The sequence below is a fragment of the Kitasatospora sp. NPDC053308 genome, from assembly GCF_055585785.1.
In genome coordinates, this window is record NZ_JBVJJY010000022.1 from 22,281 (window position 1) to 38,805 (window position 16,525).

At 71.7% G+C, this 16,525-nt stretch carries 10 protein-coding genes; 4 read left to right on the plus strand and 6 right to left on the minus strand.

Going from position 1 to position 16,525, the window contains the following annotated elements; genetic code table 11:
- Positions 1 to 151: 151 nt before the first annotated feature.
- The gene (gene tap / locus ACZ6Y7_RS32525) at positions 152 to 2,617 is read right to left on the minus strand and encodes a telomere-associated protein Tap (RefSeq protein ID WP_465761528.1); all 2,466 of its coding nucleotides are present in this window, start codon (positions 2,615 to 2,617) and stop codon (positions 152 to 154) included.
- 1,815 nt (positions 2,618 to 4,432) lie between these two features.
- Positions 4,433 to 5,332 carry an alpha/beta fold hydrolase gene (locus tag ACZ6Y7_RS32530; RefSeq protein WP_465761529.1) on the minus strand — a complete coding sequence of 300 codons (900 nt, stop codon included), beginning with the start codon at positions 5,330 to 5,332 and terminating at the stop codon, positions 4,433 to 4,435.
- A gap of 72 nt (positions 5,333 to 5,404) precedes the next feature.
- Between ACZ6Y7_RS32530 and ACZ6Y7_RS32535 the strand changes: the two genes are divergently transcribed.
- Both ACZ6Y7_RS32535 and ACZ6Y7_RS32540 read left to right on the plus strand, forming a co-directional pair.
- Positions 5,405 to 6,082, plus strand: a complete 678-nt coding sequence (locus ACZ6Y7_RS32535) for a TetR/AcrR family transcriptional regulator (RefSeq protein ID WP_465761530.1) — start codon at positions 5,405 to 5,407, stop codon at positions 6,080 to 6,082.
- A 414-nt stretch (positions 6,083 to 6,496) separates the two neighbouring features.
- A complete protein-coding gene (locus ACZ6Y7_RS32540) occupies positions 6,497 to 8,110 on the plus strand; it encodes an alpha/beta hydrolase (protein WP_465761531.1) in 1,614 nt (537 codons plus the stop codon).
- A gap of 57 nt (positions 8,111 to 8,167) precedes the next feature.
- Here the strand turns inward: ACZ6Y7_RS32540 and ACZ6Y7_RS32545 are convergent, their stop codons facing one another.
- The gene (locus tag ACZ6Y7_RS32545) at positions 8,168 to 11,425 is read right to left on the minus strand and encodes an AfsR/SARP family transcriptional regulator (protein ID WP_465761532.1); all 3,258 of its coding nucleotides are present in this window, start codon (positions 11,423 to 11,425) and stop codon (positions 8,168 to 8,170) included.
- A 704-nt stretch (positions 11,426 to 12,129) separates the two neighbouring features.
- Here ACZ6Y7_RS32545 and ACZ6Y7_RS32550 point away from each other — a divergent pair.
- Both ACZ6Y7_RS32550 and ACZ6Y7_RS32555 read left to right on the plus strand, forming a co-directional pair.
- On the plus strand, positions 12,130 to 12,330 hold the full coding sequence (locus ACZ6Y7_RS32550) for a hypothetical protein (RefSeq protein ID WP_465761533.1): 201 nt from the start codon (positions 12,130 to 12,132) through the stop codon (positions 12,328 to 12,330).
- Between the two features lie 80 nt (positions 12,331 to 12,410).
- Positions 12,411 to 13,193 (plus strand): hypothetical protein, encoded by a 783-nt coding sequence (locus ACZ6Y7_RS32555; RefSeq protein ID WP_465761534.1) that lies wholly within the window; start codon positions 12,411 to 12,413, stop codon positions 13,191 to 13,193.
- Between the two features lie 168 nt (positions 13,194 to 13,361).
- On the opposite strand, the gene ACZ6Y7_RS32560 is transcribed toward ACZ6Y7_RS32555, so the two are convergent.
- From ACZ6Y7_RS32560 to ACZ6Y7_RS32570, 3 genes are read right to left on the minus strand one after another with little or no spacing between them, the layout of a single operon-like run.
- Positions 13,362 to 14,036 (minus strand): GIY-YIG nuclease family protein, encoded by a 675-nt coding sequence (locus ACZ6Y7_RS32560; protein ID WP_465761535.1) that lies wholly within the window; start codon positions 14,034 to 14,036, stop codon positions 13,362 to 13,364.
- Between the two features lie 52 nt (positions 14,037 to 14,088).
- Positions 14,089 to 14,526, minus strand: coding sequence for a replication/maintenance protein RepL (locus ACZ6Y7_RS32565; protein ID WP_465761536.1), 438 nt, complete (start codon positions 14,524 to 14,526; stop codon positions 14,089 to 14,091).
- Entirely contained in the window at positions 14,526 to 15,116 is a 591-nt protein-coding gene (locus tag ACZ6Y7_RS32570) for a hypothetical protein (protein WP_465761537.1), read from the minus strand. Before ACZ6Y7_RS32570 ends, ACZ6Y7_RS32565 begins: the two co-directional genes overlap by 1 nt.
- Positions 15,117 to 16,525: the final 1,409 nt, after the last annotated feature.

Below are 16,525 nucleotides of genomic sequence, written 5' to 3' on the forward strand. Positions count from 1 at the left end.
ATAAGTTCCGATATTACTTGGCTAATAAGAAGCGACACTTGCCAACTGAATCTCACAGTCGCGAGCGGCGTGGATGTCGGGCCCGAAGAGCGCGCGCCCTGACTGCTCCGTCCGGCCGGTGCGAGCGACGGGCCGGACGGAGCAGGGCGTTCTACTCGTCGGCGGACACCTGTCCGCCGGTCTTGATGTGCCGGGCCGGGTTCGCGTCGTCGGCGATCAGCTCCAGCACCTCCGCGATCGGCCGGGAGCCCTCGAACTTCACCATCCCCGGCGACACCCCGAGGCGCAGCGCGGTGGTGAGGGTGCCGTCCGGCTTGGTGAGGATGTTCAGGGCGCCGGGGCCGGGGGCGGCGAAGACGGCGCAGTCGGAGAGGACGGCGAAGGCGTGCAGGCCGGTGTCGGCGGCCACGCGGCGGAGTTTGCGGTGGAGGTTGACGGTGGCGGTGTCGATGACCAGGGCGCGCATCAGCGGGTCCCAGGTCGGCCGTTCCAGGGCGGCCCAGCGTTCGCCGGGCTTGTAGCCGTGGCCGCGGGGGCGTTCGCGCATCTTGCCGATGGTGCCCTTGGCGGTCTGCTTGATCGCGGTGAGCACCGCGAGCTCGGCCGGGTCGCCGGTGGTCTTGAGGCCGGCCATGGCGTCCAGGAACGCCACGGGGTCGCGGTCGGCCAGGTCCTGGGGGACGCCGAGGGCGGCCATCGTGTCCAGGTACGCCTGGCGCAGGTGCTTGTGCCACGGGTCGAGGTAGGGGCCGTGCTCGTACCGCAGCCACGCCTCCAGCGGCTGCACCCGGGCGCCGAGCTCGACGGCGTACGCCAGCTTCACCGTGCTGTACCAGGCCGGCCCGGTTGGCCGGGAGCCGTCCGCGGTGAACGGGCTGGGGAGCAGCGGGTTCGTGTCGACGCCGGACAGGTCGACCAGCCAGCTCCCGGGGATCTTCGGGTCGAAGACCGGCTTCAGCTCGTGGACCGGGCCGGACAGCGGCAGGGTCAGGCGGCCGGCAGCGGCGAGGAACGCCATGTTGACGTCCAAGCCGACCGCGAACGGCGCAGCGGCTTCCTGGTCGGTGAGCGGGCGGTGCCAGTCCCAGGCCTCGGTCACCAGCTCGCCGCCCGGCCCCCGGTCCTGGGCGAGCGGGTGCACGTCCGGCACCTCCGGCGGCGCCGGGTCGAAGGCGTCCTTCGGCCGGGAGCCCTCCACCGGCCCGGAGGTCCAGCCGGCTTCGGTGCGCACCGCCTTCGTGGGCGGGCGCAGCGCGGTGACGAGTTCGAGGCCGGAGACGGCGGTGGAGCCGCGCGGGGTGAGGACGCGCTTCGCGTAGGTGCCGAGCAGCCGGGCGAGGCTGGCGGCGCCGAGGCCGTCGGGGATCTGCCAGCCGCCCGAGGCCAGCGCTCCCCAGGCGGGGATGCAGAGCTGCACGCACTGGCGCTTGCCGTCTTCCGGGGTGCGGTAGATCCGCGCCCACGGGCCCAGGCCGCGCTGGGTGAGCAGCCAGCCGGCCTTCTCCACCTGCTTGACGGCCTTGTGGGTCTTCGGCAGCTGGCCCAGGCGCTGGACGAAGTCCTTCTTCTCGTCCCGGCCCATCCGGGGCAGGCCGAGCTCGGCGAGGGCGGCGTCGGTGAGGACGACCAGGGCGTCGCCGTCCTTGCCGTGCCGGTGCAGCCGGGGCTGACCGAGCTTCACCTCCAGCGCCCACTCGACGACGTCGACCAGCGTGCGCCCGGACGGCGCGGTCGGCGCCTGGGTGCCGTCGGCGAGGTAGGCGACCAGGGACCGGCCGTCCTTGGTAACGTCCAGCACCGCGAGGGGACCTGCCGGGAAGCGCGCAGCCGCGGCCTGCTCCCAGTCGGACGGCCTCTCCGCCGCGGCGGGCTTCTTCGCCGGGGCCTTCCGGGCCCGCGAGGACGTCGCCGGACGCGACGACGCGCGGCGCGGCGCGGCCGCCGGACCGGCCGCGGGAGCGGCCTGGCGGGGCGCAGCGACCGGAGCGACCGAGGAGGCCGGCTCCGGCGACACCACAACCGGGGCGGGCTGCGCGGCGGCCGGGACGGTGCCGGGGCGGCAGAACCCGCCCAGATGCATGGGCATCCCCTGGGCACGGTAGACCGACGGCTGCCCGCACTGCACGCACGGCGCGGGCACGGCCATCAGCAGCGAGCCGTCCGGATTCTGGTCCAGCATCACCGGCTGCGCCACCGGGGCCGGATCGGCGGCGAACGCCTCCGGTACCGGAACCGGATCCGCAGGGACGCCAGCCTGCTGCGCCGCTTCAGCGGGCGCGGGGGCCTCGGGAGCGGGCGCCTGGTCGCCGTCGGTGCGCACGAGGCCGGCGGCCTGCGCGCGGTGCAGCCACTCGGTGGGCTCCACCGTGCCGTGCTGCAGGGCCAGCGTCGCGAGGAACCGGATGTACACCTCGCGCTTCGGCGGGCGGGGCTCCGTCGTCCCGGCTTCCCACCTGACGATCGTCTCGCGGCGGGTCTTCAGCGCCGCGGCCAGCTCCTCCTGGGTGTAGTCGCCGGCCTTGCGCAGCCGCTCCCGCTCGGCCGGGACCGGCAGGTCGTCCACGGGCCGGGGCCGGGCCAGCAGCGCGTCGATCGACGCGAACAGGTCGTCAGTCACAACCTCACCTCCACATCACACACTCTAGCGTGAAAGTCACTTATGGATCGCACATTTTGGCGCACATTTGCCGGATCGGGGCAGCGCAAAGCGGTGTGATGGAGCGTTCTAGGTTGCGAGTGGAGCAAGCTACCTTGCGAGTGCACCGGTGCGGAGTGATCAGATCACGGTGAGTTACGAACAACTTCGGTGATCTGGTACGGCGGACCGAGGGTCGGTGCTGTCCTGGGAGCATGGGCGACCCGGTGACGCCGAAGGCGTCGATCCCCGCGGCCAGCAGCGGGCTTCATCCCGCCCAGTGCCGCAACAACCCGGGCCGCCACCGGCGCGAGCTCTGCGGTCTCCGCCTGGACCACCCCGGCCACTACCCGGCGCAACCCGCGCTCACCGCCGAGACTGCGGACCTGCAGAACAGGCTGCTGGCCCTGCTGGACCCGGCCGCGGCTCCCTCGGACGCTGTCAGCACGTTCTCCGACCTGCGGACGGTCGCCGCGGTCGTGCTCGCCGCCTGGCCGAACAGCGCCGAGCCGGACATGCCGCCCGGGCTGGAGTCGGCCCTGGACGACTTCCTCGTCACGCGGGAACAGCTCATGACCCCCGAGGAGCGGGCCACGGGCTACAGCAACCGGGCGGCCTTCTCCTTCGGCGCCGCACCGACCCCGCCGCCGGCCACCGCAGCCCTCCTCCACCTCGCCGACCGCTGCCTCCAACTGGAGCCCGGCGCCTTCCGGGAGCGGCTGGCCAACCTGCTGGCGCACATCCCGGACCGCCGGCACCCCCGTTGGGGCAAGACCTGGAGGAACCAGCTGGCGACCTGCTCGACGATGGTCAGGGCCGAGGCCACGCGCGCGCTCAACCGGCGCCTCCCGCGGACGTCCTTGCCCGATCTGCTGAACAGCAGGTCGCTGCTGCCTCTCGGCCGGCGGGGCTACCGGGGCCGAGAACATCCCCCAGGAGATCCCCGCGGCCTGGCTCGACGTCCTCCTCCGCCGCGACCGCGCCGCCTACGCGCAAATGATCCGGCCGCTACGGCGGCTGACCGCCATCCAGCTCGTCCAGGCCGCCGAGACGAGCACGACGCGCGAGGCTGCCCGCTTCCTCGGCATCCCCTCGGCCTGGCTCATCGACCCGGCCCAGCGGATCCTGCCCTTCGGCCGCCTCCCCCGCCTCCGCGACGGTCAGGACCTCACCCAGGCGCTCGAACGCCTCGCCCGGCACGTCGAGAACGCCCCCTCACCCGATCGACTACCACGAACGCCGAAGGCGTCTCGCGACCTGGCACCTCCGAGCCGCCGACTGGGAGACCATCAAGCAGGAGTCCGACCCACAGGGAGATACCGGCAACTCATCACAGCACTGGCGGCACACGCCGACACCCTCGCCCAAACATCGGAGAACCCCGAACATCACACGCGGTGACGACCTCTGCCCGCGCTCTCAACCAACGTGCTCCATCACAGCACCACAGTTTGCGAGTGGCACACGGTCTCCTCCGACAGGCGATCGTGACCGTTTACCAGGCGGTAGAGCTGGCCGCGTTGGTGTCCGACGATGCCACTGGCCCGGAAGGCACAGCGATGGCACAGCAGGGGCACCACGCTGATGAGAACCTTTGGAATTCCCCGGCCCCGCTCACGATTCCCCAGCTCGTTGAGCTTTGAAGCGAGTGGGGAGGTTGAGCGAGCGAGGGTCGCGGGGCGGCCCGTCCGTTGAGTGTTCGGCCTGGACCGCTCCTTCAAGGGCGCCTTCGGCGTCGCTGACGCGATGGTCCGTGGGGAGGATCCTGCCGGTAGCGGCAGGTGGGCTCCACCCGGTTCAGCCCTGTACCGCCTCCCGGTTGAACGAGACGAACTCCAGCAGCCGGTCGTTGACCACGTTCGGCTGCTCCAGGGTGAGTCCGTGCCCGGCGCCCTTGAGGATCTCGGCCCGCGCTCCCGGGATCAGCGCCGTCGTCCGCTCCAGCACCTTGCGCGGCCGCAGAAGCGCGCTGCGGCTCCCCACCAGGACGAACACGGGCACCGTGATGGACGCCAGTTCCTCATCGGTGAACGGCCTGGCCGGAGGGCGGCGTGTGGGGCGGTACGAGCGCATCGCGAGCATCAGCGGTGCGACCATCTCGGGCGGCGCGCTGAGAGCGGGATTGGCCAGGAGCCGCGCCACCGCGGGGCGCAGGCGCTTGGGGGCGAGCAGTCCGAACAGCCCAGCGACCGCGTGCAGGTAGAACCGCGCGGGCACCTTCTCGATCCCGGCGGGGTCGAGCGGCGCGACCGACGCGAGCCTCCCGGGTGCGTGGATCGCCTGGTTGAGGGCGAGCCAGCCGCCGTAGGACAGGCCGACGAGATGGACGCGCTCCAGTCCGAGCCCGGCAAGGGTCTCGTCCAACCACGCCGCGTTCTCTTCGCACCCAGCCGCCACCGCGCGCTGCACGCTGCGCCCGGGGTCGTCCAGGGTGTCGATCGCGTACACGGGGTGGTTCTCGCCGAGGGCGGCGAGCTGCGGGTACCAGTTGGACGCGTGGCCGGCGTGCCCGTGCAGCAGCACGATCGGCTCCCCGGTCTCGGGGCCGTAGTGATGGACGTGGACGGTCCCGTACGACGTCTCGACGTCCAGTTCCCGCCGGGGGTCCGGCCACAGCTCCATCGCGCGGTCGTAGGCCGCGAGGAACTTCGCGTGGGCCTCCACGCTGGTGAAGTGTCCGACACTGGTCCTGGTCATGATGTCTCCCGGTCCACGAAGCCGCAGGACTTGATAATACGTTTGTACCATAAAGAGAGCGCGGAGGATCCGATGCCCAAGCTGGTCGACCACGAGGAACGGCGCGCCCACATCATCGACGCGCTGCTCCGCGTGGCGGCGGAGAGCGGGCTGCACGCCGTCACCATGCGGTCCGTCGCGGCCGAGGCGGGCGTCTCACTGCGGCTCGTGCAGTACTACTTCGACACGAAGGAGCAGCTGCTGCTCGCCGCGCTCACCCGCCTCGCCGCGCGCATGGGGGAGCGGATCTCCGCCCGGGTGAAGGCCGCAGGGGCCTCGACGTCCCCGCGCGACGTCGTCGAGGCGGTGCTGCTGGAGGCTGTTCCGACCAGCGAGGAGAGCCGGACCTTCCATCTCGTCTACACGGCCTACGCGGTCCTGTCGATCACCGATCCTGCGCTCGCCCGACAGCAGTTCCTCGCCGCCCCGAACCAGATCGACAGCTTCCTCGTTGGGCAGTTGCAGGCCGCGCAGGACGCCGGGCAGGCTGACCCGCACGTCGACGCCCGGCAGGAGGCGGTCGTGCTGCTGGCCGTCTCCGCAGGACTCGGGCTCAGCGTGCTGCTCGGCCAGCGCACGGCCGAGGAAGCGGTCGCCATCCTGCGCTACCACCTGGGCCGGGTCTTCCCCAAGCCCTCAACCGCCTTTGAAAAAGACCCTTGCGAGCTGCGAGCCTCAGGCCACGTCCACAAAAAGCTCGATCAGGGCTGAGCTGTCGCTACCGGCCGTTCCAATCCCTCCTCACGGGCCGCGACGGCTCCGCCCACCCTGGACTGGTCAGATCGGCCCTGGATCGGCCTGACCGCCGGGCGACCCCAGAGATCTGGCGTTCCCCAGGTCAACCGCCCGCAGGTGCGGAATCAAGGTGAGCAGGTCTGACCAAGGCCCGAGTCCGGGGTGGCCTTTTTCAGGGATCGTCATCAACGCCAGGGGCTTCGCGCCCTCAGTGTGTCCTCTCGCAATTGCAAGTGCCCCACTGTTCGTTGCCGGACGGCTGCCTGACCCCTTGCCAGCGCGATGACAGCGGTCTGCCACCGAGGTACGGAACCGTCTGACATGCCGGGCGGTACACCACGACCGAGGAGCGCGGACGACCGCCCGGCCCGTTGACGAAAGGGCTCTCGCGTGACTCGCACCTCCCCTCCCACCGGCCCGGCACCCAGGGCCTTCCGCACCATGAACCGACGGGAGGTGGGCTCCTGGAGGCTCGTCGCCGGTGCCGCCGCGGCCGCGGTGCTGGCTGCGGTGTACCCGGCGACCGCGGTGGCTGCGCCGGACACCGTCCCGGTGCCGCGACTCGCGTGGGCGGCGTGCGCGGACGGCTTCGAGTGCGCGACCGCCCGCGTCCCGCTCGATCACCACGACCCGCACGGCGCCAGGATCGACCTCGCCGTCATTCGGCACCCGGCGCAGGACCGGGCCCACCGGATCGGCTCACTGTTCTACAACCCCGGCGGCCCGGCCGCGGCCGGCACGGTGGCGCTGCCCGTGATGCTCGGGCAGTTCCCCGAGGAGGTGCGCCGGCGCTTCGACATCGTCAGCTTCGATCCGCGCGGCACCGGCGGCAGCGCTCCGGTGCAGTGCTTCGACGACCCGGCGGATGAGCAGGCCCTGCTGGCGGGCACGGCCGCCGGCTACCCCGAGGGCGCCGACCAGCAGAATGCCTGGGCCGACGCCTACCAGCGCCTGGGCCAGCAGTGTGCGGCCCGCAACCCCGATCTGCTGGCACACGTCTCCACCGCGAACGTGGCCCGGGACATGGACCTGCTCCGCCGGGCAGTCGGCGACCGGCAGCTCAGCTACCTTGGCACCTCGTACGGCAGCTACCTCGGCGCCACCTACGCCAACCTGTTCCCCGGCCGGGTCCGCGCCATGGTCCTCGACAGCGCCCCGGACCCGGTCGCCTGGTCGACCGGCCACGGAGACCAGGCCACCACCACGGGCACCCTGCTGCGCAACGGCAACGACGTGGCCACCGCCCGCGTCCTGGACGCCTTCCTCGACCAGTGCGCCCAGGCCGGCCCCCAAACCTGCGCCTTCTCCGCCGGGACAGCCGACGCGACCCGGGCCAGGTACGACGAGCTGCTCCAGCGGCTGCGCACCCGGCCGATCGTGGTCAACGGGGCCACCGTCACCGCCAGCTCGGCCGTGGAGGCGACGATCATCGGGCTGTACGCCGCCAATCCCGTCGCGAAGCTGCCCGTCGGCTGGACCACGCTCGGGGCCACGCTCCAGGGGCTCTGGAGCGCCACCGAGGCGTCTGCCACGCAGACCGCACCGCTGACGCCCGCCTTCCGCCAGTCTCCGGACCAGGCGCTCGCGGTAGTCTGCTCGGACTCCGCCAACCCGCCCGGCGCCGCCGACTGGCCCGCCCTGGCCGAACACGCCCGGGCCCGCTCCGGCGAGACCGGCCCGTACTTCGCCTGGGCCGACGAGCGCTGCGCCGACTGGCCCGACCGCGACCGCGACCGCTACGACGGCCCGTGGAACCGCCGCACCTCCACGCCGATCCTCGTCGTCGCCAACACCGGCGACCCAGCCATGCCGTACGAGGGGTCCCGCGCGATGGCCCGCTCGCTCGCCCGCGCACGGCTGCTGACCGTCGACGGCTACGGCCACACCGTGCTGGCCAATCTCAGCGACTGCGCCGCCGAGCACGAGACCCGCTACCTGACCGACGGCGTCCTGCCCGCCCCCGGTACGGTCTGTGCCCCCAACAAGCCGCCGTTCAGCGGCTGATCGCACAACCGGCCGCGCCTGCCGGGGGGTGTGGCCGACGCGCCCCCCGGGGGTCGGTCAGCCCGTCTCCAGGGCCAGCGACTCGGGTCGCGACAGCGCCCGGCCGCGTTCCCAGGCGGCCCGGAAGCCGACCTCCCCGAGGGCCTCGGCGCAGCCGTCGAGGACGGCCCGCAGCTCCGGGTCGCCCGGGTCGTGGGTCCCGCGCAGGCCGTACGCGGCGCCGAGTGCCGCCGCAGCGCGTGCCGCCTCCCCGAGGTCGAGGCAGTACTCGGCGAATCCCTCCAGCACGTCCGCCCGTACCGGTTGGTCGCCGCTGTCCGCAGCCAGTTCCAGGGCCCGGCGGTGCAGCGGCCCGGCCGCGTCCGGTGCGCCGCGCCGCTGCTGGGTGCGGGCCAGGCTGGTGTGCAGCAGGGCGAGCAGGTGCAGTCGTGCGGGGGCGCCGGGGCCGGCCGCGGGCAGTTGCTCCAGGCGTCGCAGCACTTCGTGCTGGCCGTGCAGCGCCTCCTCCAAGTCCCCCTCGCGCCGGGCGAGTTCGCCGAGCGCGTAACGGACGGCGGCATGCAGATGCGGGTCCCCGGCCCGTTCGGCTGCGGCCAGCGCGCGCTCCAAGTCGGCCCGGGCCGCGGCCGGCTCGCCGCAGCGCGCCCGCAGCCGGCCCGACAGCAGCAGTGCCAACGGCGCCTCGCCGGAACCGCCCATCTCGGCGTCCCGTTCACCGGCCTCCGCCAGCGCCGCGAGCGCCTCATCGGCCGCGCCGGTGACGGACAGCAGCGCGGCGAGCGTGACCAGCGCCATGGCCAGCCCCCAACGGTCGCCCACGGCGCGGAATCCGTCCACCGCGGTCCGCAGGCAGTGCTCGGCGTGCCCGATCCGTCCCGCGCCCAGCTCGACCCGGCCGAGCACCAGATGGGCGGCGGCCCGCATCCACCAGTCGGGGTGCTCGGCGTACTGCTGAGCCGTCGCGCCCACGTCTTCCGGCGGCCCCGCCATGGCGAGCAGCAGCGCGGCGGCCAGGGCGACCGGGTGGTCGGCATGCTGTGCCGTGACCAGCGCTGCGCCCATCGCCTCCGGCGGGATCGCGGCCTCGCCGCTGTTCCGGAGCAGGGCGGTGAGCTGGGCCAGGATCACGCACATGGCGTGTGTCTGCTCCAGACCGGGGGGCGGGGTGTAGCCGTGGGCGGCGAGGACGGCCGCCGTCCGCTCACCGGCCTCGCGGCCCTGACCGCGCATCAGCCAGGGCCAGGCCCGGGCGGCCGCCAGCCGCAGCGCGTGCTCCGGCGGGCCGGCGGCGACCGCCCGGTCCAGGGCCGCGTCCAGGTTGCCCTGCTCCGCGTCCAGCCGGGCCAGCCAGCCGATCTGGCCGTCCGTCCGCAGCCGGGGTTCGGCGTTCTCGGCGAGCTCGACGAAACAGCGCAGGTGGGCGGCGCCGGTCCGGTCGTCCTCGCCGGCCTCGGCGAGCCGTTGCGCGGCGTAGGCGCGGACCGTCTCCAGCAGCCGGTAGCGCACCGCCCCAGTCCCCCGGCCGGCGGCCACCACCAGGGACTTGTCGGCCAGGGACGCCAGCAGGTCCTCCATGGCCGTCGGGTCGGGCGTCGGCCCGCCCGGCCAGTTGTCGGCGCAGACCAGGTGCGCGTGGGGGAGGGTCGCTCCGCCAGCGAACACGGAAAGCCTTCGCAGCAGAACGCGTTCGTCCTCGTCGAGCAGCTCCCAGCTCCAGTCGATGACGGCGCGCAGGGTGCGGTGCCGGTCGGGAGCGGTGCGTGGGCCGCGGTCCAGCAGCCGGAGCCGGTCGTGCAGGCGCGCCGCGACCTGTCCGGGGCTCAGGGCCCGCAGCCGGGCCGCCGCCAGTTCGAGGGCCAGCGGCAGGCCGTCCAGCTCGCGGCAGATCCGGACGACCGGCTCGACGGTGTCGTGGTCGAGTGTGAAGCCGGGGCAGGCAGCGGCAGCCCTTTCCGTGAAGAGGGCGACGGCCGGATGCGCGAGCGCCTCCCGGACGGTGGAGCCAGTCTCGGGCACAGCGAGCGGTGTCACCGGCCAGAGCGCCTCGCCGGTGATTCCGAGCGGTTCGCGGCTGGTTGCCAGCACGGTGAGCTGGGGCGCGACGGCCAGCAGGGCTTGGGTCAACCGGGCGGCGTCCTCGATCAGGTGCTCGCAGTTGTCCAGGACGAGTAGGACCTCACGGCCCTCCAGGGCCCGGATGATCCGGTCGACGGGATCCCCGGCCTGATCGCCGGCGGGCAGGCCACCGGCCAGCACACCGGCCTCCGCCGGACGGCATACAGCGCTCAGCACGGCCCGGGTCACCGCGTGCGCCCCGTCGACGCCCGCGAGCTCGGCCAGCCGTACGTCCGTCGCGGGCGGGGCGGCACCCGCGGCCGCAATCGCCAGCCGGGTCTTTCCGACACCGCCCGGCCCGGTCAGCGTCACCAGGCGGGAACAGCGCAGGCGCTCTTGAACTGCTGCCAGCGCCTCATCGCGGCCGACCAGAGCGGTGAGCCAAAGGGGCAGTGTCGCCCGCCCGGCCGGATAGCTGGCGGGAGCCAGGGCCGGCCTGGACGCCGGCGACTTCGCGCCGGACAGCACCTGCAGGTGGGCGTCCCGCAGTTCGGCAGACAGGTCCGCGCCCAGTTCCTCGGCCAGCGCCCGCCGGGTACGTTCGAACACCTCCAGCGCCGCCGCCTGCTGCCCGTCCGCGTGAAGCGCGCGCATCAGCCTGACGGCGGCTCGTTCGCGCAGCGGGTGGGCGACACAGAGTCCGGCGAGCTCGGCGACCAGCCGCGGCAGCGCTTCGGTGCCGCCGAGGGCGAGCAGGGTATCTGCCCGGTCCTCGACCGCCGCCAGCCGCAGTTCGATCAGCCGGGCCGCCGGCGCGGAGGTGAACCCGGCGCCCCTGGCGTCCGTGAACGGTGCCCCGCGCCAGAGTTCCAGTGCCCCGTCCAGCAGCGCTACCGCCTCGGCGAACCGGCCCGCCGTCAGCGCCGCCCGCCCCGAGGCCACCCGCTGCTCGAAGTCCCAGGCGTCCACGCTCGACCGGGGCAGATCCAGCAGATACCCGGCGGGGTGCGAACCGATCGCCGTCCGGTCGCCCCCCAGCGCCCGACGGAGCCGGGAGACAAGGGACTGCAGGGCACCGGCCGGCTCCTCCGGCGGCGTGTCCGCCCACAGGTCGTCCACCAGACGCTCACGGGTGACCACGCGCCCAGGGTCGAGAGCCAGCCGGACCAGCAGCAGCCGAAGCCGCGCCCCGCCGACCTCGAAGGCCGACCCGTCCCCACCCCGTACGACCTGAAGCGGCCCCAGAACGTTGATCCGCACTCCGTCCGCCTCCTTGCCCCGCATCAGCCAGCCATCCAAGATCATTATCCCGATGCCCTGGCGGGCTGGAGCGGCAGGGTGCGATCCGACGCGAGATTTCACGGCCGCACTGCGCGGTGGCAAGGCGGCGCCGAGCGCGGGGCACTCGAACAACCAGTCAAGGCTATTTGGCAAACGATCAAGTTGTAGTGCCACAGCGCGCACGGTGGTTTGCGAGCGGCCAGGACGGCACGTCTGACCTATGCCTTTCCCCGCCTCTGTGGGCCGTTCGGTTATGGCGCTCGCGAGGTGCCGCGCTCCGCCATCGCAAACTGCGGTGCACCATCACGGCCATGACCAGCGAGGTCTAAACGATCACTCGCAAACTATGGCGCTCCATCACAACGGCCCCATTGACGAGGGGGTGTGGGCACCACGCGGACGGGGTGGCCGCACCAGCCCGACGGGGGTGGCCTCATGGGGCGAACATCCTTAAGGGCAGCAGTGAGAGAACGCGCCGAGCCCTTCCGGACGCCGAAGGCTTGGTACAGGTGGCTTCGCGCGCGAGGGCCGGCAGCGAACTCCGGACAGGACCGTTCGCGCCCGCCGGATTTTCCCGAACCGGCTCCCGCCACCGTGCTGCTCTGGCATGCTCACCCGGATGGCGTAGGGGCACCGGGTCACCGGGGTCTCACACAGAGTCAGTTACCAGGTCGGGGTGGGCAGTGCAGTACACGATCAGCGCGTCGGTGTTCCTCGCGATCGTCATCATCGCCCGGCTGCGGCGCACGACCCAGGCCCGCAGCCGCGTCGACGAGGCCTTCACCGTCTTCACCGCCGTCGTGTTCGGTGTGCTGATCGCCGCCACCGCGTGGGGCCACGCCATCCTCCAGCTCGTCGGCGTCGCCGTCGACGCCACCCACTGACCCCGCGTCCGACAGCGAACGGCGGCACCGCCGGCGCGACCGGACGCACTCGCACACCCGGACCCAGTCGAGGAGAAGACGTGGCGGAATCGGTGTGGACCACGTTGTTCTGGTCGATCGTGGCAGCCCTGGCCGCCACAGCCACCGCGGCCTGGTGGAGGAGCCTCTACCCCGGCACCTGGCGGCACGCATTCGACCCCCGCCACAGCCACGAACGACACAAGCTGCGCACGGCCCGGAAAAGCCTGCGCCGAGCGGAGCAGAACGTGGCCGCCGAGCAGGAACGCGCCCGCTCGGCCGCAGCCGACGCCGCAAACGAGCACCAGGCCCGGGTGAGGAAGGCCGAGCTCCACCTGGCCGCGCTGCGCGACCCCGGCCGCGGAGCGCTGCTCCACTCCCTCGGGGACCGACTGGATCTGCACGAGCACGCCCTGCGGGTGCGCACCGGCACCACCCACCCGCTCCTCGGCCTAACGATCGACGACCGGTACTCCCCCACCGAGGCCTACATCTACCTGACGCCGCCCGACGGCCCTCGCGAGCTGCTCACCCTCGCGCTGGAGGAGACCCCCGAGGCGGACGTACGGGCCTTCGTCGTCCACGTCCACAACGCCATCGCCGACACCGGACCCGCCCTCCAACGGCTCCGAGCACTCATCCCCGAGGCCGAAGCCGAACTGAAGCGCGTCACCGCCGCCACCGGCAACCGCCGCCAGGCCGAACAGAACCTGCACCAGGTCACAGCCCAGCTGAAGAACGACACCCGCATCCCCCGGGCCCGACGCGAGCTGGACACCGCCTACGACCACTGGCAGGAACTGACCGGCCGCCGCCCCGGTAACCGCCCCTCTGCGGCAGGCTGATCCCAAACCCGGTCCCGCGCCATCAGGTCCCCTTCCCGTCCCGGCGGGGCTTGAGAGGTCAGAGCCGCGTCAGTAACGGCGGCGGAGAAGCTGGGTAGCCGAGGGGTCGACGGTCAGTCATGATCTACGGTCTCGCAGCCAGCGCGGTCGAGGTGGGTCAGATCGCTCTCAACCCTTCGACCGTGGGACTTCGGCAGCTGAGTGCACGAGCCTAAGGCGCGGACGTGGCGCAGGTACCGGCTTCCGCGGAGCTGGCTCCGCGAGCGCGTGCAGCATCACCCGGCCAACTGACCGCGCGACCACAAGACGGCCATCGGCAACAAGCGCCACGATGGCCCTCTTCACACTGGCCGGTGACGTGCCGAGCGTCTCGGCCATGTCCAGGTTCGTCATGTACAGCGGATCCCCACCAGGAACTCGCGCTGTGTAAAGGTCCAGCAGAGCTGTTGAGATCTCGCTAGCGCTGCGGGGAGTCCGGGCCCTGTCGGGCCGGTCCGGATCCGGCTCGTAAACCTCGACCGCACTGGTGATCAACGCGAGGGGTTCCTCGCCGTTAAAGTCGAACCACTCCCCGTGGATCCGCTGACGGGCGAAGCAGACGTGCAGGTGTTTCTCCAACCTCGGGCCACCGGGAAATGTCGCCAGGAGGCTGAGTTCCACGGGCGATCCAGCCTGGAGGCTCGCGAGCCGGCTGACCGGATCAACCCTCCGCCCGACGGTTTGCCCACCCCAACTTCGTTCACGGCACGGTACGTTACCGAGCACCACTGACCGTAGCGCTCTCGACCTGAGTGCCGCAGTCGGTCGTGATCGCCAGTCTCGTAGCCTGGCTGGCAGGGCCACTGGAAGTTCTGCGCGGGGATAACTTTCAGGGGGATGTAACCCGCGCTCGGCTTCAGCCGGCGGCGGCCAGCCCGGACTTGTTGGTTCGGGGTGGGCGTCGGCGGTAGCTGGGAAGGACGACCTCGGGGACGTCAGCCGGCACCTCCTCCAGCGCCTCGATCCACTCCTCCTGGGAGCCCTTGAAGGCGATCCGCGGGTTGATTCGGTATAGCCCGTTTGAGATCCGCCAGAGCAGGCCAAGCTCGGCGAGCCGGTTGAGGGCCGGCGAGACATTGCTCTTGGTGGTGGCGAGCCGCTCTGCGATGTCGTCGAGGGTGAGAGTGACAAAGCCCCCGTCGGTCATCTCACCCAGCACGGTGTGCCAGACGTCGTACTGCAGGGTGGTGAGCCGGTACAGCGGCAGGGCTCGGGAGAGGTCCTGCGCGGTGAAGACGCTGCCTTCGGCGGTCAGGAAGGTTTCCGTGCCCGGGTCATGGTTGGCGGCGGTCATCACAGCGACTCCAGCTTCGGTCGGCGGGTGCGGCGAGGCGGACGGACCTCGCCCTCGGGCAGGCGGATCTCGGGGATGGAGTCCGGCATGAGCGCCAGGGCACACTGCTGCTCGGCGCTGGATCCCCAGAAGGCGATGCGCGGGTTGATCCGGTAGCGGCCTCGCCGCTCCAACCACATGAAGCCCATGTCAAGGAAACGGGCCAGGGCCTCGCCCGCTTCCTTGCGGCCGATACCGAGTCGCTCGCCGAGCTTAATGACGGTGATCGGCACGATACCGCCCTTGAGCTGGGCGCCGAGCATGGTGTGCCAGACGTCGTACTCAGTGGCGGTCAGCCCGATGAACGGCAGCTTGGCGGAAAGCTCTTTCGAGGCCATGTAAAAGGTGTGACCGAGGAAGTCGAAGTCCTCCCGCTTGCCGCTGGCCGGTTCGGGCTCGGGCGGGTTGACAGTGACCGTCTCACCCGGCTGGAGCCGGATGGCAACCACATTGTGCGTGCCCGCTGGCTCAGCGGGGGGCGGCGCGGCAGGCTGGCCAGGCCGCGAGGCAGGGAGGCGGACCACACGGCCGCCCTTCGATGCACTGATCACCACCAAAGGTTATCTCAGGGCATAACTTTTGTGGGGCTACAACCCGCAGTCGGCGCGTCGACCCGGCGAATGTGGGGTTACAACCCCCGGTTACCTGCGAGTAACGAGGGTTGTAACCCCACATTCGCTCCGCGTTTCCGCAGGTCAGCGCGTTGCCCCTCTTTTAAGGCTAAGAACTAACCGCCGCACTCTTCCCAGCCGTCAGGCCTCCGGCGGGCTGGCCGTCCGTGCCGCTGCCGCAGCCTGGGTCGGGCACCTACGTCGGCTTGCCGGCGAGCTGTGGCGAGCGTCACTGCGCCAGTCATGGAATTCCGGCTGCCGCCGGAACCGGGCCCCAGGGGGCCCTTTCCATGCCTATGAGTTCAGGTGGTCGGCATCCGTGTCCTGCCGCTGCTGGCGCCACGGTTCGGCACGCGGGTGCAGGCCCGGGTGGCTCTGGTCAGCGCTCCCAGGTCGTGGAGGTGGCCAGCAATGTGTTCGTTCGTCAGGTGGGTGGTGACGTCGGCAACCGCTCGGTAGGCAGGCAGGCCGCAACACTTGGGGCAGGACGGGTCGGCAGTGGCCCCGCCCGGCACGGGCACCGGCCACCTTCGCTGGGGGCAACTGCCCTGGCCGGACCGTCCACGGTCCGGCCGGTGCGGCGACGGGCCGCCGTCAGGGCCGTGGCCGGCCCTGACGGCGGATCCGGCGGCGCAGTCCAGGCGGCAGCGAAGGATGGTCCAGCGCATCCGGGCGCTGGCCAGGGTGCGGTAGCGGAGCGCGCCGCGCCCAGCCACCTGGTCCGCTGTGGACCGCAACGTCGTTGTGGTTGCCGCCCCGTTCCGGCCCGGGCGGTACGGCACCGGCGCTGATCACTGTGCGGTTCTCCCTGACCAGATACCGGAAGCCGGTGGCGGTCATGAAGGTGCTTACCACCTCGACCGATTTTGAACATCAGCGCCGCACGGTCACGGATACTGTCTGCACCCTGACACGACAGCACCAACAAGCTCAAGGTGCGACCCGAGGACCATCCAACCTGAGTTTCTGAGCCCAGCCCCTGACCAACCTCACCGACGGACTCGTTCCCCACACCCCCATGCCCCCGGAACAGCCAGCCCGCGTACTGAATCCGGTGGAGAGTCTGAAGGAACCCCCGCCAGGGCTTCCGCGCGACTGGAAGCCCCTACGTTGTACGCAGGGGTACTCCACCCGCCGTCCCGGCTAGGCGTAGCGAAGCGGGCGCAGCGGCTGCGGCATCGGCCCCTTGGGCCGATGCTGTGGCACGGATGGAATGCCCCGTTACGGTGGGTGCCTGCCACTTAGATAGGGAAGACGTTAGATATCCGCAGGTCAGAAGGCTACGAGGCTGGGCGTTCTGTCCCGACTGAAGGGACAGAACGCCTTCGGCGTGTCTCGGCTGAGGGTGC